Origin of the sequence: Janthinobacterium sp. Ant5-2-1 (assembly GCF_001445815.1) — a bacterium.
GTDB lineage: Bacteria > Pseudomonadota > Gammaproteobacteria > Burkholderiales > Burkholderiaceae_D > Janthinobacterium > Janthinobacterium lividum_E.
The window spans coordinates 36,261-57,019 of sequence record NZ_LNCE01000049.1 but is presented as its reverse complement, the minus strand read 5'-3'; the positions used below and the strand labels follow the sequence as shown (position 1 = coordinate 57,019).

The window sequence follows — 20,759 nt, the reverse complement described above, 5'->3', positions numbered from 1 at the left end:
CTTTCCTTTACGAGCCAGCCTTGGGCACGGCGCGCTTGGCCTCGTCCAGGGTATTGGCCACGGCTTGCACGGCCATGCCGTCGGCCAGTTTCAGCTGCCCCGAGGCGACCACGCGCTGGCCTTCGCGCAAGCCGTCAAGAATGGCCACCCGGCCCCCTGCCCGCTCGCCCAATTTGACGCCCACGCGCTTGACGGTGAGCGGCTGTTTTCCTTCCTGCTGCGCGACGAAGACCGTGTCGCCATACGCGCTGTAGGTCACGGCCGTTTCCGGCACCGTCAGCTGCCGGCCCGCTTCGCGCGCCACGCGCACGTTCGCGTACATGCCCGCTTTGAGCGCGCCGCGCGGGTTGTTCAGCGCCGCCTGCACCTGCACCATGCGGTAGCGGGAGATCAGCGGGTCGATGGCGTTGATCTTGGCCGTGAAGACGTCGCCGGGATAGGCGTCCACCAGCACTTGCACGGCCTGGCCTGGCGCCAGCTTCGCGCTGCTCTGTTCATCAAGGGCGAAGTTCACCATCAGCGACTTCGTGTCGATCAGGCTGGCCACCGTGTCGGCCGCGTTCAGGTACTGGCCCGCGTGCACCTTGCGGATGCCCAGCTGTCCGGCGAACGGCGCGCGGATGGTCTTTTGCGCGATCAGCGCTTGCGTCTGGCGCACGTCGCCCAGCGCCGCATCGCGCGCGGCCAGGGCGCTATCGAGCTGCTCCTGCGTGGCCGCCTTTTCCTTCACCATCTGCGCCGTGCGGGCATGGCTGCTTTCCGCGTTTTTCAGCTGCGCGCGCTGGCGCAGCAGCATTGCCTGTTCTTGGGCGTCATTCAGTTGTACCAGCACGGTGCCGGCCGCCACGCTCTGCCCCGACTCGAAGCGGATCTGCGTGATGCGCCCGCCCGTTTCGGCCGCCACCTGCACCTGGCGCGCCGCTTCCAGTTCGCCCACGCCAGCGAAGTAGCGCTCCTGCGTGCCCAGCACGACGGGCACCAGCGCCACCTTGGTGGCGGGGTAGGCGGCGGCATCGGCCGCATGGGAGTCGGCGCGCGGATAGAGGGCGGCGCCCGCGACGGCCAGGGTGACGGCCAGCGCGGAGGCGCCGACGATTTTCGTATGCATGATGAAGTCCTTTACAACTGGGAAGAAGAGGCGCAGCGGAGGCTGATCAGGTCCGCTGCGCGTTGAAGGTGAAAAACAGCGCCAGGGTCCACAGCAGCAGCACCAGGTGCGTCGTCTGCAAGCCTTCCTGCGCGATCCAGTAGCCGAACCACAGGCCGCCCAGGTGCATCAGCAGCAAAAAGGCGGCCATGGCGCACAGGGCCAGGTTCAGCCAGGGCAGCGCCTGCGTCAGCGACGCGCCAAAAAACAGCGCCACGCCCGTCCAGGCGGCGATGGCGGCCAGCAGTTGCAAGGTGAGCACCACGCCCAGCGCCAGCCGGTGCAAGCGCAAGGACGTGAGCGCGCGGCGCAGCAGCGGCGTCTGGATGGTGGGATCCTGGCGCAGCGGATCCATGCGCATGGTGTTGCCGATGGCCCAGACGGAGCCGTGGAAGGCATGCAGGTTGTTGATGGCGGCCAGGCTGAGCCAAGTGGCCAGGCCGGTGGCGAGGATGGCGTGAAACAGCCAGATCGAGTGCTGCAGCTGCATGGTGATTCCCGTCCAAAGAGTGTCTTGCCGGCATGCGGACGTGGAAACTCCTCGACAGCGGGGAGCTACCGGCCTATTATGCAAGCAATTAGTTGGTTAACTGAGCCCATGATAGTTGAGTGAAATGAATTACACAAGTAAACGTTTGGATAATAGCGAGGCGCCGCAAACGACGGAGCGCATCCTGTATTTCATCAAGACCAAGGGACCCGTCTCCACGGCGACCCTGGCCAAGACCCTGGACATGACGGGCGAGGCGGCGCGCCAACAAGTGCAAAAGCTGGTGGCGGCGGGCTTGATCGAGGGACGCCAGGAAGCGCAGGCGGGCGCGGGCCGGCCGCGCCAGAATTGGGTCTTGACGGAAGCAGGCAATGCGCGCTTTCCCGACACGCATGCGCAGCTGACGATCAAGCTGATCGGTTCCGTGCGCCAGTTGTTCGGCGAGGCGGGCCTGGACAAGTTAATTTCCCAGCGCGAAGAGGAAAGCCGCGGCGCGTATGCGCTGACGTGTTCGGCGCCGGACTTGCCCACGCGCCTGCGGCAACTGGCGGCCGTGCGCGACGAGGAGGGCTATATGGCGCGCGTGGAAGAAGACGGCGACGACTGGCTGCTGATCGAGGATCACTGCCCCATCTGCGCCGCCGCGCGCACTTGCCAGGGTTTTTGCCGCTCCGAATTGCAGCTGTTCCAGGAAGTGGTGGGACCGGGCGCCAGCATCGTGCGCGAGCAGCACGTGCTGGCCAATGCCATGCGCTGCGTGTACCGGATCAGGGCGCTGCCCTAGGCTTTCGGAAACAGCGGGCGGGCCAGCAGCGCCACCAGCCCCGCCAGCCACCACACGACGGGCCAGCTGCTGGCCGCCAGCAAATGCGGGATGGCAATCGGCGTGAGGAACAAGCCCACGTAGACGGCCGTGTTCGCCATGCCCAGGGCCGTGCCCGCGTTGGCGCCGCCCGCTTCCGTGGCCAGCTCCGTGTAGGCCACGCCATGCCAGGCGGACACGGCGATGCCGGCCACCACCACGGCGGCCATCAACAGCCAGCCCGGCGCATCGCATGCGGCGGCCATTCCCAGCAGCATGAACGTGGCCAGCGCCACCAGGGCCGAGCCGCGCAGGTAGGCGGGCCGGTTCGCGTGGCGGTCCGTGTGGCGTCCGCTCCAGATGCGCATCACCATGGCGCCAGCCTGCAGGGCCACCATCACGGCCGTGATGCCCGCCAGGCCCAGGTGGCCGTCATCGTGCAGGAACACGGTGGCATAGCTGAGTACGGCAAACTGCGGCACGCACAGCAAGCCGATGGCGGCCACCATGCGCCAGACCCTACGGTTTTTCAGGGGCGATGTTGCCTGGTCTTTCATCAGGCCCGTGGGCGCGTTGTGCGGGCCTGTGGCGGCCTCGGCAGATAAATCGGGCTCATGCATCCAGCGCCACGTAAAAAACGCCGACAGGCCGCATATGAGGGCCAGGGCGCCAAACACGGGCATGAAGCCATAGCGCGATGCCAGGCTGGGCAGGACGAGCGCGCCGAGGCCGCCGCCCAGCGGCACGGCCGTCTGGCGGATGCTCATGGCGAAACCCCGTTCGCGGGGGCCGAACCAGCGCATCACGGCGCGGCCGCTGGCGCCATTCACGCTGCCGCCCAGCACGCCGACCAGCGCCAGCCCGGCCGCCAGCGCCCACAGGGGCGGCACGGCGCCGTCAGCCGGCGTGATCCACAGCAGCAAGGTCAACAGCGCCAGCATGGTGCCCAGCAAGCCGGTCAGCAGCACCGGGCGGTCGCCCCAGCGGTCGGTGGCCATGCCCCAGGGCAATTCGCTCAAGGCCACGCCCAGACCCATGGCGCCCAGCGCCACCCCCAGTTCCGTATTGCTCAGGTGATAGCCGCTGCGCAGCCAGATGGCCGTGGTGGGCATGCCGTTGGCGGCGGCGGAAAAGCTGGCATTGGCCGCCACGCCGACGGCCAGGACTTTCCAGCGGTGGGCGTCGCCCAGCGCGGGCGTGGTGGCGGGGACAGGAATAGCTTGGCAATTGGTGCTCATGGCAAGGACAGGAAAGTGGTTGACCCTGACAGTGTTGCGCAGTACGATCATTCTGAATATCAGATAATTTACGTTAAACCATCCCATAAAACCGGACGATTGCATCTGCACCATGAGCCTGCTTAATTTCGACATCGCCTTCTTGCGCAGCTATGTGGCTGGCATTGAGCTGGGCAGCTTTGCCCGCGCGGCGGACAAGGTGGGGCGTTCCACCTCGGCCGTCAGCGCGCAGCTGAAAAAACTCGAGGAGCAGGCGGGCATGCCCTTGTTCCGCAAGGATGGACGGGGGCTGGCGCTGACGCCGGCCGGCGAAGTTTTGCTCGGCTATGCGCGCCGCCTGCTGGAACTCAATGACGAGGCGGCCGTCGCCTTGCGCGGAGCGGAACTGGAAGGCTGGATCAGGCTGGGTTTGCAGGAGGATTTTGGCGAAGCCTTGCTGCCCGATGTGCTGGGGCGTTTTGCCCGCGCGCATCCGAAAGTGCGCATCGAGGCGCACGTGGCGCGCAACACGGCCTTGATGGAAGGCCTGGCCATGGGGCAGCTGGACCTGGCCCTGCTGTGGGGCGGCGCCGGCATCGCCGACGTGGCCGAGTATCCGCAGCAGCAGCGCCAGCATATTGCCGAACCGGCCATGCGCTGGATCGCCTCGTCCAGCTTGGCCTGGCGGCCTGAGTCGGGCGAGCCGTTGCCGCTCATTGCGTTTGACCGCGAATGCCTGTTCCAGCGCTGCGCCACGCAGGCGCTGGACCATGCCGGCATCGCTTGGCGCACGGCGTTTACCAGTCCCAGCCTGGCCGGCCTGTGGGCGGCGGCAGCAGCCGGACTGGGCGTGACGGTGCGCACGGGCCTGGGCTTGCCCTCAAGCGTGCGTGCGCTCGATCACGTGGCGGCGGGCTTGCCCGCCCTGCCCCCGCTGTCGTTGGAACTGCTGCGTGCGTCCAGCGTGTCCAGGCCGCCCGTCGAGCGCCTGGCCAGCCTGATTATCGAGTCGCTGCAGCAAGATTCCGCTTAAAACGCCTGCGCCGTCGGGCGCAGCACGATTTCATTGATGCTCACGTCGGCTGGCTGCTCGATCGCATACGCGATGGCGCGCGCCACTGAGGCGGCGGGAATGGCAATCTCGTAGAACTCCTTGACGGCCTTGGCGCTCTCGGCATGGCTGCTGCCCTCGCTCAGTGGCGTGTCCACGGCGCCCGGTGAAATGACGGTGGTACGGATGGTACCGCCGCTGGCCGCCAGCTCATGGCGCAAGCCTTCCGAAATGGCGCTGACGGCAAACTTGGTGCCGCTGTAGACGGTACCGCCCGGGCTGAAGACTTTTTGTCCCGCCACCGACGAGATATTGATGATGTGGCCGCTGTTTTGCGCCTGGAAATGCGGCAGCACGGCGGCGATGCCGTTCAGTACGCCTTTGATGTTGATATCGATCATGTTATTCCATTCGTCGACCTTCAAGGCGCTCATCGGCGCGATGGCCATCAACCCCGCATTGTTGATCAGCACGTCGACCTTGCCGAACACGGCCAGCGCCGTGTCGATCAAACGCGTCAGGTCGCCCGCCTGGGTCACGTCGGTCTGGGCGATGGCGGCCTGACCGCCGGCCGCCGTGATTTCCTCGGCGATGATGGTGAGCAAATCCATGCGCCGCGCACCAAGCACGACGGAAGCGCCCAGTGCGGCCAGATGGCGCGCGGTGGCTTCTCCCAGGCCGCTGCTGGCACCGGTGATGACGACGACTTTCCCTGCGATATGTAGACTCATGATGGATTCCCTGTGGAGGCAGCAGAGTGCTGCGGATGACATCGATCAATGCCGGCACAGCTTAGCGCATTTGCGTCCCTTTTTGCTATAAAAAAGATAATTGCTAAATGGTAATTGTTAGGCACGAGCAATCAGCACTTGCACGGGCGCCATGGGGAAATCGCTGGCGCCGTACTGCTCCACTTGTCGCCAGCCCGTGTCGCGCAGCAGCTGCGCCAATTCACCGTGCCGTGTCACCTTGCGGCCCAGCATGCGCATCGGCAAGTAGTACGGCAGCACGCGTGCCGCGTCGCCCGGCGCCGGGGCGATTTCCGCCTGTACGCAGACGAGTACGCCACCGGGTTTTAACGCTGTCTGCATCTTGCGCAAGGCCGCCGCCATGTCGGGCACGAAATGCAGCACGGACGAGCACCAGATCAGGTCGTAGCCGTTGCCGATGTCGTCGCAGCCCAGGTCGCCACCCAAGGTTTCCAGGCGGTCGGATAGTTGTGCATGGGCGATGTTGGCGGCCGCCACGGCCACCGTTTCCGGCCAGTCGAACACGCAACCGTGCAAGCCTGCATGGGCTTGCGCCAGCGCAATGGCCACCCAGCCCGGGCCGCCGCCTACGTCGAGCAGGCGCAAGGGCGTGTTGCCGTCCGCAAACGGGGCGATGCGCTGCATCACGGACAGGGCCGCGCGCATGGTGACGGCACGTTGTTCCTGGCCAATTTGCTGCTGTGCGGCGGCGGCCCAGTTGACCCCGTTCGCCGTGTTGTAGGGCGCCACCTTGCCGCCGTCGCGCACGAGGGCAGGTAACTGCGTGGCGAAGTGACGCAGCGCATGCAGCCGGTATAGCCAGGCATCGCCGCAAAAGGCCACGGAGTTGCGGCAGAAATACTGCAAGGTGCTGGCCGTGCAGCGGTAGCGTTGTGTGTCTGCTTCAGCATCCGCAGCGGCCCCGTCGCGCTCCAGCACCTGCATGCTCCAGAGCAGTTCCAGCAGCAGGGCCGTGTGCGGCGCATGCAGCGACAGGGTGTCGGCCAGCTGCGCCGGCGTGTGCGGCGTGGCCAGCACATCGAAAATACCCAGTTCCAGGGCGGCGGCCAGCCCGTCCGCTTGCACGGGCGCGACGGCCAGGTCCCAGTAAGGCTGCAAGGCATGCTGTGACGTGAATGACATGAAAGTTCCTTTCGACGAGATGGGCATAAGCGCAATTTTATGCAACAATGAGAATAATTATCATTTGCATTTGAATGCGGCACGGCGTATTTCGTATGCGCGACGGCGCGAAAGGACGGGAGGAGCGATGAGGGGACAAGACAGGGAAGCGGCGGGCTGGACGCGGCGCCAGCTGGACCCGGGGATGGGCGAGTGCCGCGCCGACCAGCGCCAGGTCGACCAGGGCTTGCTGCTTGTGCATTCCGATTACCGTCCGCGGCTGGCGCTCGTCGAGCAATCGAAGCATGACGATGCGGGCGGCATGGTGATCACCATCGGCCTGGAAGGCGCGTCCGGCTACGTCACGCGCGATGGCGAACAATTGCGTTTCCGGGGCGGCCATACGACGGTGACGGCGTTTCGCCACACGAGCGGCGAGCGCCGTTTCGAGGCGAATCAGCGGGCGGCGCAGTTGCGCGTGCTGGTGGGCGAAGAGGCGCTGGCGCGCTACTGGCCGGAAGGCCTGGCGTCCCTGCTGCCCGAAGGCGGCGCGCGCCAGCTGGCGCATGCGGCCACGACGCGCAGCACCGCCCTGCACGCGCGCTCGCTGCTGCGCGCGACGGACCCGCTGGACGTGCATATCGGCGTGCTCAGTCTGTTGGCGGAACAGCTGCGGGCACTGCGGCCGGCGCCCTCTCCCGTGCCGCGCTGGTCCGAGGCCGATATCGCCAGATTGGAACGCGTCCACGCGCTGATGCAGGAACAGATGGCACAGGAACTCACGCTCGATTACCTGTGTGCGCAAGCAGGACTGAGCTTGTTCAAGCTCAAACAGGGATGGCGCTACCGCTACAACGACAGTCCGCAGCGCACCCTGCTGGCGCTGCGCATGCAGCGGGCAAAGTTATTGCTGGAAAATGGTTGCCAGGTGGCGCAGGCGGGCTGGCAAACCGGTTATCGCCACCCAGCCAATTTCAGCGCCGCGTTCAGCCGCTATTTCGGCTACGCGCCGAAGACCGTGGCGCGCGCGAAGGGCTGAACAGCCGGTGTAGAATCGGCGGGCAGCACATATTCATACGACCCACAAGGAGACATGATGGCCCGCAAAATCTTTGTCAATCTGCCTGTCCAGTCGCTGGAACGCTCCGTCGCGTTTTTCACGGCGCTGGGCTTCAGTTTCAATGCCCATTTCACGGATGAAACGGCGACGTGCATGATCGTCGCCGACGACATTTTCGTCATGCTGTTGACGCACGACAAATTCAAGCAATTCACGCCCAAGCAGCTGTGCGACACCAAGGTGGCGACGGAAGTGCTCGTGTGTCTGTCGGCCGAGAGCCGCGGTGAAGTCGATGAGCTGGTGGCGAAGGCCGTCCAGGCGGGCGGCAGCATCTACAAGGAGCCGATGGATTTCGGCTTCATGTATGGACATAGTTTCCAGGATCCGGATGGACACCAGTGGGAGTTGATGTATATGGAACCGAGCGCTGTACCGCAGTAGCAGCGCAATCCGACAAGACAGGCCAACAATGTTGTCGGATTACGCTGCGCTAATCCGACCTACCCGATTCGTAGGTCGGATTAGCGGCGGCACGCCGCGTAATCCGACATGATCCGCCTGCCCAGCTTAGGAAGCCAGCGCCAGCAAATCCACCACTTCCAGCCCGGCCAGATCCTGCGTCGTATTGCCCGCAAACGCGGCGCGGCTCGGCTGGCCGTTTTTCAGCCACGTGCGCGTGACTTCCTTGATCTGCGCCAGGGTGCAATTGAGCACGCCGGTGCGGAATTGCTGGCGCACGGCTTCCGTCGTGCCACGCTGCTGCATGTTCCACGCCGTCAGCGCTTCCGCGTACGGCGAGTGCGGCTTGTCGAGGCCCTTGATGACGCAGATGATGGCTTCTTCCACTTGTTCCTGCGAGAACTCGCCGTCGAGGATTTGATCCAGGGTCGTGCCGAAGTCGGCGAACGTGCCCGCCAGGCGCGGATCGCGGTAGGAACTTAACGTAAACGTGCCGGCGCCGGCCGCATAGCTGGCGCTGCCGCCATAGGCGCCGCCTTTTTCGCGCAGGGCCGTATGCAGCACCTGGTTGGTCATCAGTTCGGCGGCGACGGCCAGGGCTGAAGCGTCCGGATTGTGCACGCCCGGCACAGCCCAGGAAACGAAGCAATGGTTGATCTGGCTTGTCGCATGCAGGGCCGTGTTGGCCAGCGGCAAAGCTGCCGGCGCGGCCGCCTCTGTCGATGCGGTAGCGTCCGTGCTGGCTGCCGGCAATTCCAGCAAGCGGGCCAGGGTAATGCCATCCTGCTCGAGGCCGGCGCACAGCACGGTTGGCTGCTGGGCGATGATGTGCGCGTGCAGGGTGTCGAGTTCGCGCGCGATTTCCTGCAAGCCTACCGACGTCTTGCTCAGCTGCTGCAAGCGGCGGTAGAACGGCAGCGCTGCCGGGCCGCCGACGATGTCGTCAAAGCGGCGCGTAGGCGACAGGGGAGCTGCCGAGGCCAGCATGGCGTAGCGGTTGCCGGACTCGGCCAGGCTGGAGAGTTTGTCTTGCACCAGGCTTTCGATCAGGAAAGCCAGGCGCTCTTCTTCATCGAAGCGGGGCTTGGCGATCCAGGCCGACAGCACGGCGGCGATGGCCGCATGTTCTTCGCGCAAGCCGCTGGCCGAGAACGACAGTTCCACGCGCATCGCCTGTTGCGGGCGGGGAATGGCTTCCAGGCCGATGTGGAACGAGGGGACCATGCTCTGGCGCCAGGCGCTGGCGTCGTCGAACGACATGTCGCCCACGCCCAGTTCCGGCGCCAGGTCCGTGTACAAACGCAGCCATGGCCACGATGCTTCCGGCAAGTTCGACACGTCGTACAGCACGTTGGCATAGCTGATGCCGTTGGAAGCAATGCTGAACGCCACGGCGCCGTCGACGGCGGCTGGAATCGGCAGGGCTGGGCGCGGCAGTGCGCTGACGTCGCCAGGGCGGATACGCGGCAAGACTTCGGAATTCGATGGCAGTTGCTGATGCGCTTCCAGCGCGGCGGACTCGGCCACGATGTGCTCGCGCTCGGCATCCGTCAGCGTCGCCTGCAAGGCCGCCAGCTTGGCGTCTTCCTGGGCGGCGCGGGCCGTGAAGTAGGCGCTGTCGGGCACCACGTGCGTCGTCAAGCGGGTCGGATTGGCGATCAGCTCGCGCACCAGCTGCTTGAAGAATTCAGGATCGTCGATCTGCTGTTCCAGGGTTTCCAGGATGGCCGCATTGTCGAACGCGTCCATCACGTCGCCGCCATACATGGCCAGCGGCAAGGCGTGCAGCAAGCGTCCCAGGCCGTAAGGCATGCGGCCGCTGCTGATTTCGCGCTGGCTGTACTTGATGTCGCGCAAGGCCGCGTGCAGCACGGCGGCGGGAATACCCTCTTCCGCCGTCTCTTCCAGGGCCGTCCAGATGCGCTGGTGCGCATCGGCGATCTGTTCTTGGGTTAAACCTTCCATGCCGATGTGGAACACCATCTGGCGGATGCCCGCGTCGCGGCCATTCATGTCCGATGGGCGGCCATAGCCGGCCGATTCCATGGCGCGCATGACGGGCGCCGACGATTCACCGAGCAAGCCGTGCGACAGCAGATGCGCGTGGTAGTAGGCGATGGGGTCGCTCGACTCGCCCATCAGCCAGGCGAATTGCAGACCGAACTCATCGTCGCGCGCTTCCTGCGAAGGAATTTTCACAATATTTTCCTGTGGCGCCGTCCATGCGGGCGCCAGCTGCGGCAGGCGGCGTTCGGAGAAACCGCTGAGCTTGGACAACACGCGCTCGGCGACTTGTTCCTGCACGGCCGACGCTTCGATATTGCCGGCGGTCATGATCACGGCTTGCGAAGGGTGATAATGGCTGGCGTGGAATGCTTTCAGCATGTCATGCGTCAGTTCTGGGATGTCGAGCGGATCGCCGCCCGATTCCACTTCATACGTCGTGCCTTTGAGCAAGGCGCTGGCGATGCCGCTGTCGAGCGCGCGCATGGGGCTGTTGAACGCGCCCTTCATTTCATTGAAGACGATGCCCTGGTACACGAGCTTGTCGCCTTCGAACGCATGGCGCCAGCCTTCCTGGCGGAAATTCAGGTAATCGAGGTTCGGGAAGAAGGCCGCGTCGAGGTACACGTCGAGCAGGTTGAAGAAATCCTTGCGGTCGGTGCTGGCGAACGGGTACACGGTGCGGTCCGCATAGGTCATTGCATTCATGAACGTGGCCGTCGAGCGGCGCAGCATCGAGAAGAACGGGTCGCGCACCGGGTAGCGCGACGAGCCGCACAAGGCCAGGTGTTCCAGGATGTGGGCGCGCCCGTCGCTCACTTCGGGCACAGTGGGAAAGGCCACCAGGAACACCATCTCAGCCTGCTCGGTATGCATGTGGATATGGCGCATGCCCGTTGCTGGCTCGACATATTGCTCGATGGTTGCCTGCAAGACTGGAATGAAGTTGCTGCTGACTTTTTCAAATGTGCTCATGCGGTATGGGATCTCTGCGGTAGGTGATTCGGATAGTCGGTGGGGCTGCATCACATGTGGGGGCAAAGCGGCGTAATGCCAGGGCCGGGGCCACTTTGATGCCTGTATGAAGTTTTTCCCTATTGTACTAGGAGTATCTGCGCGCCGCCGCCGCCGCTTGCTTGTCGGACGCAAAAGCAACAAGGTTGCCAAATAGGCTATTTTTGACAGCTGGCGCCCCGCGATGGAGGCTTAGCGTACCATGCGCCTTTTACTCTCCAGACTGAACCGAAGGCGCCTACCTTGTCTCGACTTTCCTTTCGCCAACTGTTATTTGCCGCCTTCATTTTGACGACGGGCATTTTGACGGCTACCTCCGTGCAAGCCCTGCTGACCCTGGAACATCTGGCGCGGCTGGGGCGCGAGACGGCGGCGCAGGCGATTGCCCTGACGGAACAGTCGCAGCGCCTGTCCGAGCGCACCTTGGCCATGGAGCGCAGCGCGCGCCAGTTTCTCGTGCTCGATGATCCCGTGTTCCGCGAGCGTTTCGCGGCGGCCCGCGACGAAGCGACGGCGGCGCTGCAAGTGCTGAACCGGGCCACGCCCGAGTTCGCTCCCCAGCTGGCCGACGAATGGACGGTGCAGGCGCAATCGGCCTGGGAAGTTTTACAGGCGGGCAAGCGCCGCAAGCGCGATGGCCACGCCGTCGTATACCGCGCGTTTGCCCGCATGGCGCAGATCAATGACAGCCTGGCGCGCGAAAGCAAGACGGAAATCGGCAGCCGCAACGACGCCCTGCTGGCCGAGCTGGAACGTCAGCGCCGCCTGCTGGGCATGCTGGTCGGCGGCGCCGTGCTGCTGGCGGCCGTGCTGGCCACCTGCTTCGGTTTTCTGTTGTCGCGTCCGCTGCGCCGCATCAAGACGGCCATCGAGCGCCTGGGCGACAAGCGCTACGACCAGCCCATCGTCGTCGGCGGCCCGGCCGACACGCGCCGCCTGGGCCAGCAGCTGGACTGGCTGCGCCAGCGCCTGGCGGACCTCGATGCCGACAAGGAACGGTTTTTGCGCCATATTTCGCATGAATTGAAAACCCCACTGGCGGCCCTGCGCGAAGGCGTGGCCTTGCTGGAAGACGAGGTGGCGGGCAAGCTCAGCGACAGCCAGCGCGAGATCGCCGGCATCCTGCAGCAAAACACGGCGTCCTTGCAAACCCAGATCGAGGACTTGCTGCGCTACAATACCGCCGCTTTTGACGCCCAGCATCTGGCACACAGCAAGGTCGATTTGCTCGTCTTGCTGCAAGATGTGGTGGCCGGGCAGCGCCTGCAATGGCTGGCCCGCCGCTTGACGGTCGAGGTGCAGGGCGAGTCCCTGATCGTGCAGGCCGACCGCGACAAGCTGGCGACGGCGCTGGCGAATTTGCTGTCGAATGCCGTGCGCTTCAGCCCGGAAGGCGGCACCGTGCGCTTCACCCTGTCTTGCGAAGGCGGCCGCGTATGCATCGATTGCATCGACGAGGGTGCCGGCGTGGCGCCCGAGGATGCCGCGCGTATTTTTGAACCGTTTTACCAAGGAGTGCGCCAGGCGGCCGGCGCGCGTAACGGCAATGGCATCGGCCTGTCCATCGTGCGCGAATATATCGCCGCCCATGATGGCAGCGTCACTCTTTTACCGCGCCCCGCCGGCGCGCATTTTCGGATAGAACTGCCCTTATGATGACGAGAATTTCCCTGGCCGCCATGGCCGCCTGCGCATTGCTCTTGGGCGCTTGCGCCGCCAAGCCCCCCATCCAGACGCCCGTGCTGGTGCAAACGCCGCCCCGCGTGGTGGTGGTGGCCGATCCCCAGCTGACCGAACTGCTCGCGTATCAAAGCGCCTTGCGCCTGATGACGCCGTCGGAACTGGTGAAAGCGCAGCTGGACCTGGCGAAAGCCGACCATGCGCCGCACAACACGCTACGCCGCGCCATGCTGCAAGCGGCCTTGCGCGGCCCCGGCGACCTGGCCCGCGCGCAAGCCTTGCTGGAACCGCTGGCCACGGCCACGGGCAAGGATGCGCAACTGCTGGCGCCGCTGGCACAATTGCTGGGCAGCCAGTATGCGGAACTGCGCCGCCAGGAAGAGAGCATCGACAAGCTCAACACACAGCTGCGCGACGCCCAGCGCCGCAACGACTTGCTCAATGAAAAACTCGAAGCGTTAAAGAATATCGAGCGCAGCCTGTCCGTGCGCCCTGCTGCGGGAGCGCCGAAATGAGCGAGCACGCCCACATTTTATTGGTCGACGACGATCCCGACCTGCTGCGCCTGCTGACCATCCGCCTGAAGGCGGGCAACTATCGCGTGACGGCCGTGGGCAGCGCGGAAGCGGCGCTGGCGCGCCTGGCCGTGGAATTGCCGGCCCTGGTCATTACCGACGTGCAATTGCCGGGCCGCGACGGCCTGGCCCTGTTTGATGAAATCCGCCGCCAGCATGCGGCCCTGCCCGTCATCCTGTTGACTGCCCACGGCACCATTCCCGACGCTGTCGACGCGACGGCGCGCGGCGCGTTTGCGTATCTGACGAAACCGTTCGACGGCAAGCTGCTGATGGAAAAAGTGGCGTATGCCATCAACTTGTCCACCGTCATGCCGGCGCAAGCGTCCGGCGACGAGAGCTGGCGTGCCGAGCTGATCAGCCGTAGTTCGCAGATGGCCGAATTGCTGGCCGAAGCCAAGCTGGTGGCCGGGTCCGATGCCAGCATCCTGATTCGCGGCCCCAGCGGCACGGGCAAGGAGTTGCTGGCGCGCGCCCTGCACAATGCCAGCCGCCGCGCCAAGGCGCCGTTCATCGCCGTCAACTGCGGCGCCATTCCCGAGCAGCTGCTGGAATCGGAACTGTTCGGCCACGTGAAGGGATCGTTTACGGGCGCCGTCGGCAACCGCGAAGGCTTGTTCCAGGCGGCCGATGGCGGCACCCTGTTTTTGGATGAGATCGGCGACATGCCGCTGCCGCTGCAAGTCAAACTGCTGAGGGTGCTGCAGGAGCGGGCCGTGCGCCCCGTCGGCGCCGACCAGACGCGTCCGGTGGACGTGCGCTTGCTGTCGGCGACGCACCGCGACCTGGACGTGGCGATGACCGAGGGGCAATTTCGCGAAGACCTGTATTACCGCCTGAACGTCGTGACCTTGACCTTGCCGCCGCTGGCCGAGCGCCGCGAAGATATCTCTCTGCTGGCGAACCATTTCCTGCAGAAACTGGCAGCCAAGTATCAAAAACCCTTGAACGGTTTCGCGCCCGACGCCTTGACGGCCCTGGTGGCCGCACCATGGCCCGGCAATGTGCGCCAGCTGGTCAATGTCGTCGAGCAAGTGTGCGCGCTGGCGACGGCGCCGCTGGTGCCCTTGTCGCTGGTGCAACGAGCCCTACGCGTGCCGTCGCTGGAAGCGCTCAGCTATAACGAAGCCAAGCAGCGCTTCGAGCGCGACTATCTGATTCAGCTGCTGCGCCTGACGGACGGCAACGTGGCCGACGCGGCCCGCCTGGCCGACCGCAACCGCACGGAGTTCTACCGCTTATTACAGAAATACGAGCTGACGCCGGCCCTGTTCCGGGGCGATGGCGACCCTGTCGCTGAATAGCGACAAAAATAAAGCGTTAAAAATCAGGGGCTTGGCGTAAAACATTGACGGTCTTGCCACAAGCTGTCGCTGCCAGGCGACAAAAAGCCCCTTTTTTCGGGCCAGATCGCCGCGAAATGGGCTGGAAAAATCGAGATGGGATGTAAGTCCTTGATTTTGAATACAATTTAAAAGCTGGCACGGCGCTTGCTGTATGGGTAGATGTGACGCTTCAAAGTGTTGCTTTATCCAAGTAAGAAGCTTTTAACTTCATTGAGAGGAACTACCATGCAAACATCGAAACTGTTCAACACCCTGGTTGCCGCTATCGTACTGTCGGGCGCCTCGATCACCGCTTCGCATGCCGCTGACTCCGCACCAAAAGCACAAGCTCCTGCTGACACCGTCGTGGCCGCCAACGCTGCCGCAGCCGTCCCTGATGAAACCATCACTTCCTCGGCCAAGGCCGCCCTGAGCGCCGATGCGCAAGCCGCTGCCCTGCCAGTCAAGGTAGCAACCCAGCAAGGTGTGGTCGTCCTGTCGGGCGACGTGCCGAGCGCCGAAGCGGGTGACCGCGTCGTGCAGATCGTCGCTTCCGTGAGCGGCGTTAAAGAAATCAAGAACGAGCTGAAAGTCAAAGCCGCCGGTTAATCCCCTCGCGCTGTACTTTACTCCGGGTTGCCCTGTCTGCGGACAGGGCATTTTTTTGCACGCACGGTTTTTCCCGGCAAGCCATGCCGCCAGGCAAGGAGCTGGGCAATGCGGTTAGAATAGCCAGCACTGGCGCCGCTCCCGGCGCCGTTTGTCATCCCCGGCACAGCGTTCTGTTGCAAGGCTGCGCCGTTACCAGGTTACCGCATGTCTTCTTTTTCTCCCGCTGCCCTGCTGCGCAATTTGAAACCCGATAATTTCACTATCGCCCTGCTCGTCACCGTGGCGCTGGCCACTTTCCTGCCCTGCACGGGCCAGACGGCCGTGGTCTTCGGCAATATCACCACGGTCGCCATCGGCGCCCTCTTCTTCCTGCATGGCGCCAAGCTGTCGCGCGAAGCCGTGGTGGCAGGCGCCATGCACTGGCGCTTGCACTTGCTGGTGCTGGCCAGCACCTTTGTCCTGTTTCCGCTGCTGGGCCTGGCCCTGCGTCCGCTGGCGCTGACCTTCCTCACGCCGGACCTGTACATGGGCATCTTGTTCCTGTGCGCGCTGCCGTCCACCGTGCAATCGTCGATCGCCATGACGGCGATGGCGCGCGGCAACGTGCCGGCCGCCATCTGCAGCGCCTCGGCCTCGAATTTCATCGGCATCTTCCTTGCCCCCATCCTCGTGGGCTTGCTGGTGGCCAAGGGCGCGGAAAGCAAGTCGTCCGTGGACGCCGTGCTGTCCATCGTCATGCAACTGCTGTTGCCATTCCTGGCCGGCCAGTTCCTGCGCCGCTGGATCGGCCGCTGGGTCGACCGCCATAAAGCTACCTTGAAGTATGTCGACCAAGGTTCGATCTTGCTGGTGGTCTACACGGCCTTCAGCGAAGCCGTCAGCGAAGGCCTGTGGCATACGATCTCGGTAGAAACCCTGGTCGCCCTGGGCCTGATCAGCCTGCTGCTGCTGGCGCTGGTGCTGGGCATCTCCACCTTTGTCAGCCGCCGCCTGGGCTTCAACAAGGAAGATGAAATCGCCATCGTCTTTTGTGCCTCGAAGAAAAGCCTGGCCAGTGGCGTGCCGATGGCCAAGGTGCTGTTTTCCACCCGTTCGCTGGGCATGGTGATCTTGCCGCTGATGCTGTTCCACCAGATTCAGCTGATGATCTGCGCCGTGATCGCGCAACGCTATGCGCGGCGCGATGAGGGGCAGGATGTGCCGGCGACGACGTTGTGATGGCTACCCTGCCCTAGGCCCCAACAGCAGTGCCTGCCGCAGGCCGTCCACGATCACCGCGTAAGCCTGCCGCCGACTCCCCTCATCAGGCGCGCGCAGCACGTATGCCGGGTGATACACGGTTACCACCGAGCGTCCCGCATGCTCGATAGTCGTGCCGATCAGCGGTGTCATGCTCACCGCACCGTCCTGCAGGATGGACTTCAAGGCTGTGCTGCCCAGCGCCACGATCACCTGCGGCTGGACACGCTCGATCTCTTCTTCCAGCCAGCCATGGCAGGCGAGGATTTCGCGCTGCGCGGGCGTCTTGTGCAGGCGGCGCTTGCCGCGTGGTTCCCACTTGAAATGCTTGACGGCGTTGGTCAGGTAGATGCTGTCGCGCGCCATGCCCGCTTCCTGCATGGCTTGCTCGAGCAGCGCACCGGCCGGGCCCACAAACGGCAAGCCCTCCAGGTCTTCCTGGTCGCCCGGCTGCTCGCCCACGAGCATGATGCGCGCCTGTGCCGGGCCAATGCCCGGCACGGCTTGCGTGGCGTGTTGCCACAGTTCGCAGCGGCGGCACTGGTCCAGGCTGGTCGCTACCTCGCGCGTGGGCTGGGCGCGCTCGGCGGCAATCGGGATCGTGGTGGCGCCGCTGCGCTGGCCCACGCTGGCCGTCTGGCCCGTGCGCCGTTCGCCGTTGGCGGCGCCGCTGAGCATGGCGGGCACGATGGCGCCTTCCGGCAGATTTTTCCAGAAACGCGAGGGGATATGACTGTGCAGCAAATCCGCATTCACGCGCGCGGGGTTGAAGATGCTGCGGTAGTAGGTCAGCCATAGCGCTTCGCCCGCATCGTCGATATCGGCCGCGCCGCTCAGCAGGGCCGGTCCCGCGTGCAAGGTCGTGCCATCCCACAGCATGCTGGCGGCGGGCGTGGCGATCATCCAGCTGGTAGCTCCCATGCGGCGGGCAAAGTGGCGCGCCACTTGCGGCAGCACCTCGTGCACGGGTTCGAACCAGGCAACAAAACGGGGCGGGCCCTCGCATTCCGGCCGCTCGCGAAAGCGCACATACGCATGCATGTCGTGCTCCTCGCGGTGCACGGCCTTGATCATGGCGTGCAGGCGCGCGCCGTCCGCGTCGGCGGGCGACATCACGTCGTGCTGGCCCAGCTGCCAGCGCCACAGCACCTGGTACAAAAAGGCCCAGCGGTCAGGCGCGTTGAAGCAGGCGGCGCTTTCCAGCAATTCCACCAGGGGACGGGGCAGGCGCAGCCGTGGCGCGCCGGTATCCGTGGCATCCGGCGTGGCGGAAAACAGGTCGCCCTCACCGGGCTGCGACTGCCAGGCCACATCGGCAGGTGCTACGCCGCGCGCGATCAATTCCCTTGCGGCAGCGCGCCACTCGTCGAACGTCTGCGCCAGCCGCACCACCGTACTCATGCGGCCTGCAGCTCCGGCCACAGATTCATCTGCTGAGGCGCCTCCGCCATGGCGCGCCGCAGGTGTTCCGAGGCGGTGGTGTCGCGCGCGGGAAAATAGTCGGCCGTGATGATGAAGGGGGAGATTTTCTTCATGCTGCAGCGCAGGCGCGACAGGTCGGCGTAGCGCACTTGCCGCAAGCGTCGCAGGTCGACGATGCGCTGGGCATTGCGCAGGCCGATGCCGGGCACGCGGGCGATCATGTGCTGCGCGGCGCGGTTCAAGTCCAGCGGAAAATGTTCGCGGTGCGCCAGCGCCCACGCCAGTTTCGGATCGATATCGAGCGCCAGGTTGCCGCCCGTGGCGGGCAGCAGTTCGCTGGCCTGGAAACCATAGCTGCGCAGCAGGAAATCGGCCTGGTACAGCCGGTGTTCTCGCAGCATGGGTGGCGGCGCCAGCGGCACGCTTTTCGGGCTGTCCGGGATCGGGCTGAAGGCCGAGTAATACACGCGCTTGAGTTTATAACTGCCGTACAAGGTCTCGGCCGTGAAGAGGATCTGCTGGTCGTCGCTGGCGTCGGCGCCGACGATCATCTGCGTGCTTTGCCCGGCGGGCGCGAAACGCGGCGAGCGCGGTTCTTCCGCCTTCTCGTCGAGCTTGCGGCGAATGGAACCCATCGCCAGCTTGATCGTATGCACGCTCTTTTCCGGCGCCAGCTTTTGTACGCTGTCCTGTGTCGGCAATTCGATATTGACGCTGAGGCGGTCGGCATAGCGGCCCGCCTGCGCGATCAGGGCCGGATCGGCGTCGGGAATGGTTTTCAAATGGATGTAGCCGCGGAACTGGTGTACCTCGCGCAACTCGCGCGCCACCTGCACCAATTGTTCCATCGTGTAGTCGGCCGACTGGATGATGCCGGAACTGAGGAACAGGCCGTCAATGTAGTTGCGCAGGTAAAAGTCGGCCGTAAGCTTGACCACCTCGGCCACCGTAAAGCGCGCGCGCGGCACGTTCGAGCTGCGGCGGTTGACGCAGTACTGGCAGTCGTACAGGCAGTAATTGGTCAGCAATACCTTCAGCAGCGAGACGCAGCGCCCGTCCGGCGTGTAGCTGTGGCAAATGCCCATGCCCGAGGTGGCGCCGAAGCCGTCCTTGCCGATGGAATCGCGCTTGGGTGCGCCGCTGCTGGCGCAGGACGCGTCGTACTTGGCCGCGTCGGCCAGGATTTCCAGCTTGTCCGTCAATTCCATGGCTCACCTCGATATACTGTGTTTATATACAGTATATCAGGGAATCAGCATTGCGCTGGCTTGACCTGTGCGATGGCAGAACGCTATATATCGGTGTATATTACGGGCCTGGTTCTCTTCTCATCAAGGATACGATCATGCGCCTCACCTCCCTCGCCACACTGCTTGGCGCCGCCCTCTTCGCCACCGCCGCCTCGTCCGCCCTTGCCGGCGAAGTGGTGGTGTCGGCCGCGGCCAGCCTGACGAATGCGTTCAAGGAGGCGGCGCAGGGCTATGAGGCGCAGTATCCGGGCAGCAAGGTGTCCTTGAATTTTGCCGCCTCGGGCGTGCTGTTGCAACAGATCGTCAAGGGCGCGCCCGTGGACGTGTTTGCCTCGGCCGACCAGGAAACCATGGATGCGGCGCAAAAGCAGGGCCTCGTCTTGCCGGCCGATCGCATGGACTTCGTCGGCAACAGCCTGGTGCTGATCGTGCCGCACGACAGCAAGCTGGGCATCAAGAGCTTGAGCGACCTGACGCACAAGGACGTGACGCGCGTAGCCATCGCCAATCCGGCCAGCGTGCCCGTCGGCCGCTATTCGGAAGGCGCGCTGAAGAAGGCCAAGCTGTGGGACGCCGTGCAACCTAAAGCCATCGGCACGCAGAACGTGCGCCAGTCGCTCGACTACGTGGCGCGCGGCGAAGTCGATGCGGGCTTTGTCTACGCCACCGACGCGGCCATCATGAAAGACAAGGTCAACGTCGTGCTCGACGTGCCATTGGACGCGCCCGTGCTGTACCCGATCGCCACCATCAAGGGCAGCGGCAATGCGGCCGAAGCGAAGCGCTTCGTCAGCTATTTGCAGACGGCGCCGGCGCAAGCCATCCTCGTCAAGTACGGTTTCAAGAAACCATAAAGCAAACGACTGCGCATGGATATCGCCTGGACCGCGCTGGCCCTGTCGCTCAAAGTGGCGGCGTGGGCCACGGCGCTCAACTTGTTGCTCGGCATCGGCACGGGCTATCTGCTGGCGCGCACGCGTTTTCCCGGGCGCGAGTTGCTCGACGCCCTGTTAACCCTGCCGATGGTGATGCCGCCCACCGTGCTCGGTTATTATTTGCTGGTGCTGCTGGGCCGGCGCGGCACCCTGGGCATCTGGCTGCAGGACAACTTCGGTATCAACCTCATCTTTACGTGGCAGGGCGCCGTGATCGCCTCCACCGTGGTGGCTTTTCCCCTCGTCTTCAAGCCCGCGCGCGCCGCCTTCGAGGCCGTCGACGGCCAGCTCGAGCAGGCGGCCCGCGTGCTGGGCATTTCGGAAATGGCGATCTTCTTTCGCGTCACGTTGCCGCTGGCCTGGCGCGGCATCCTGGCTGGCGTGCTGCTGGGATTCGTGCGCGCGCTGGGCGAATTCGGCGCCACCCTGATGGTGGCTGGCAGCATCCCCGGCAAGACGCAGACCCTGTCGGTGGCCGTGTATGAAGCCGTGCAGGCGGGCCAGGACGACGTGGCCAATACGCTGGTCGTGATCATCTCGTTTGTCTGCATCGTGGTGCTGCTGTCGGCTGGCCGCCTGGCGCCCGGGCGCGTCGCTCATAAATGA

19 protein-coding genes are annotated in these 20,759 nt (G+C 64.6%); 11 read left to right on the top strand and 8 right to left on the bottom strand.

The genetic code is table 11. The features are described from left to right. Positions 1–7 precede the first annotated feature (7 nt). Both ASN89_RS16845 and ASN89_RS16840 read right to left on the bottom strand, forming a co-directional pair. Positions 8–1,108, bottom strand: a complete 1,101-nt coding sequence (locus ASN89_RS16845) for an efflux RND transporter periplasmic adaptor subunit (RefSeq protein ID WP_058050088.1) — start codon at positions 1,106–1,108, stop codon at positions 8–10. Positions 1,109–1,154: 46 nt separating this feature from the next. After that, complete coding sequence (locus ASN89_RS16840; protein WP_058050087.1) at positions 1,155–1,637, bottom strand: DUF2165 family protein; 483 nt, start codon at positions 1,635–1,637, stop codon at positions 1,155–1,157. A gap of 124 nt (positions 1,638–1,761) precedes the next feature. On the opposite strand from ASN89_RS16840, the gene ASN89_RS16835 reads away from it, so the two are divergent. Next, positions 1,762–2,421 (top strand): helix-turn-helix transcriptional regulator, encoded by a 660-nt coding sequence (locus ASN89_RS16835; RefSeq protein WP_058050086.1) that lies wholly within the window; start codon positions 1,762–1,764, stop codon positions 2,419–2,421. Here the strand turns inward: ASN89_RS16835 and ASN89_RS16830 are convergent. Continuing rightward, entirely contained in the window at positions 2,418–3,677 is a 1,260-nt protein-coding gene (locus ASN89_RS16830; protein ID WP_058050112.1) for an MFS transporter, read from the bottom strand. The two genes, ASN89_RS16835 and ASN89_RS16830, sit on opposite strands and share 4 nt — an antisense overlap. 112 nt (positions 3,678–3,789) lie before the next feature. Here ASN89_RS16830 and ASN89_RS16825 point away from each other — a divergent pair, with 112 nt between their 5' ends. Further along, positions 3,790–4,689, top strand: a complete 900-nt coding sequence (locus tag ASN89_RS16825; RefSeq protein ID WP_058050085.1) for a LysR substrate-binding domain-containing protein — start codon at positions 3,790–3,792, stop codon at positions 4,687–4,689. On the opposite strand, the gene ASN89_RS16820 is transcribed toward ASN89_RS16825, so the two are convergent. Then, a complete protein-coding gene (locus ASN89_RS16820) occupies positions 4,686–5,438 on the bottom strand; it encodes an SDR family oxidoreductase (RefSeq protein ID WP_046681801.1) in 753 nt (250 codons plus the stop codon). The genes ASN89_RS16825 and ASN89_RS16820 overlap by 4 nt on opposite strands. Before the next feature lie 117 nt (positions 5,439–5,555). After that, positions 5,556–6,599: a methyltransferase domain-containing protein gene (locus ASN89_RS16815; protein WP_058050084.1), complete on the bottom strand. Its 1,044-nt coding sequence runs from the start codon at positions 6,597–6,599 to the stop codon at positions 5,556–5,558. Positions 6,600–6,726: 127 nt separating this feature from the next. On the opposite strand from ASN89_RS16815, the gene ASN89_RS16810 reads away from it, so the two are divergent. Both ASN89_RS16810 and ASN89_RS16805 read left to right on the top strand, forming a co-directional pair. Beyond that, entirely contained in the window at positions 6,727–7,617 is an 891-nt protein-coding gene (locus ASN89_RS16810) for a helix-turn-helix transcriptional regulator (protein ID WP_058050083.1), read from the top strand. 57 nt (positions 7,618–7,674) lie between these two features. Further along, positions 7,675–8,079, top strand: coding sequence for a VOC family protein (locus ASN89_RS16805; RefSeq protein WP_046681798.1), 405 nt, complete (start codon positions 7,675–7,677; stop codon positions 8,077–8,079). A 126-nt stretch (positions 8,080–8,205) separates the two neighbouring features. Here ASN89_RS16805 and ASN89_RS16800 read toward each other — a convergent pair whose 3' ends face one another. Further along, complete coding sequence (locus tag ASN89_RS16800) at positions 8,206–11,076, bottom strand: insulinase family protein (RefSeq protein ID WP_058050082.1); 2,871 nt, start codon at positions 11,074–11,076, stop codon at positions 8,206–8,208. Between the two features lie 282 nt (positions 11,077–11,358). Between ASN89_RS16800 and ASN89_RS16795 the strand changes: the two genes are divergently transcribed. From ASN89_RS16795 to ASN89_RS16775, 5 genes are all read left to right on the top strand, one after another. Beyond that, positions 11,359–12,771: an ATP-binding protein gene (locus tag ASN89_RS16795; RefSeq protein ID WP_058050081.1), complete on the top strand. Its 1,413-nt coding sequence runs from the start codon at positions 11,359–11,361 to the stop codon at positions 12,769–12,771. Further along, entirely contained in the window at positions 12,768–13,310 is a 543-nt protein-coding gene (locus ASN89_RS16790; protein WP_235501995.1) for a hypothetical protein, read from the top strand. The genes ASN89_RS16795 and ASN89_RS16790 overlap by 4 nt, the downstream gene beginning before the upstream one ends. Continuing rightward, positions 13,307–14,674, top strand: coding sequence for a sigma 54-interacting transcriptional regulator (locus tag ASN89_RS16785; RefSeq protein ID WP_046681794.1), 1,368 nt, complete (start codon positions 13,307–13,309; stop codon positions 14,672–14,674). The genes ASN89_RS16790 and ASN89_RS16785 overlap by 4 nt, the downstream gene beginning before the upstream one ends. 267 nt (positions 14,675–14,941) lie before the next feature. Then, the gene (locus tag ASN89_RS16780; RefSeq protein WP_034752546.1) at positions 14,942–15,304 is read left to right on the top strand and encodes a BON domain-containing protein; all 363 of its coding nucleotides are present in this window, start codon (positions 14,942–14,944) and stop codon (positions 15,302–15,304) included. A 207-nt stretch (positions 15,305–15,511) separates the two neighbouring features. Next, positions 15,512–16,525 (top strand): bile acid:sodium symporter family protein, encoded by a 1,014-nt coding sequence (locus ASN89_RS16775; RefSeq protein WP_046681787.1) that lies wholly within the window; start codon positions 15,512–15,514, stop codon positions 16,523–16,525. 3 nt (positions 16,526–16,528) lie between these two features. Here ASN89_RS16775 and ASN89_RS16770 read toward each other — a convergent pair whose 3' ends face one another. Then, positions 16,529–17,947: a UdgX family uracil-DNA binding protein gene (locus ASN89_RS16770; protein ID WP_058050080.1), complete on the bottom strand. Its 1,419-nt coding sequence runs from the start codon at positions 17,945–17,947 to the stop codon at positions 16,529–16,531. Next, a complete protein-coding gene (locus tag ASN89_RS16765) occupies positions 17,944–19,176 on the bottom strand; it encodes a putative DNA modification/repair radical SAM protein (RefSeq protein ID WP_058050079.1) in 1,233 nt (410 codons plus the stop codon). The genes ASN89_RS16770 and ASN89_RS16765 overlap by 4 nt, the downstream gene beginning before the upstream one ends. Before the next feature lie 137 nt (positions 19,177–19,313). Between ASN89_RS16765 and modA the strand changes: the two genes are divergently transcribed. Together modA and modB are read left to right on the top strand one after the other, a co-directional pair. Continuing rightward, positions 19,314–20,072 carry a molybdate ABC transporter substrate-binding protein gene (modA, locus tag ASN89_RS16760; protein ID WP_058050078.1) on the top strand — a complete coding sequence of 253 codons (759 nt, stop codon included), beginning with the start codon at positions 19,314–19,316 and terminating at the stop codon, positions 20,070–20,072. Positions 20,073–20,087: 15 nt separating this feature from the next. Then, a complete protein-coding gene (gene modB / locus ASN89_RS16755; protein ID WP_058050077.1) occupies positions 20,088–20,759 on the top strand; it encodes a molybdate ABC transporter permease subunit in 672 nt (223 codons plus the stop codon).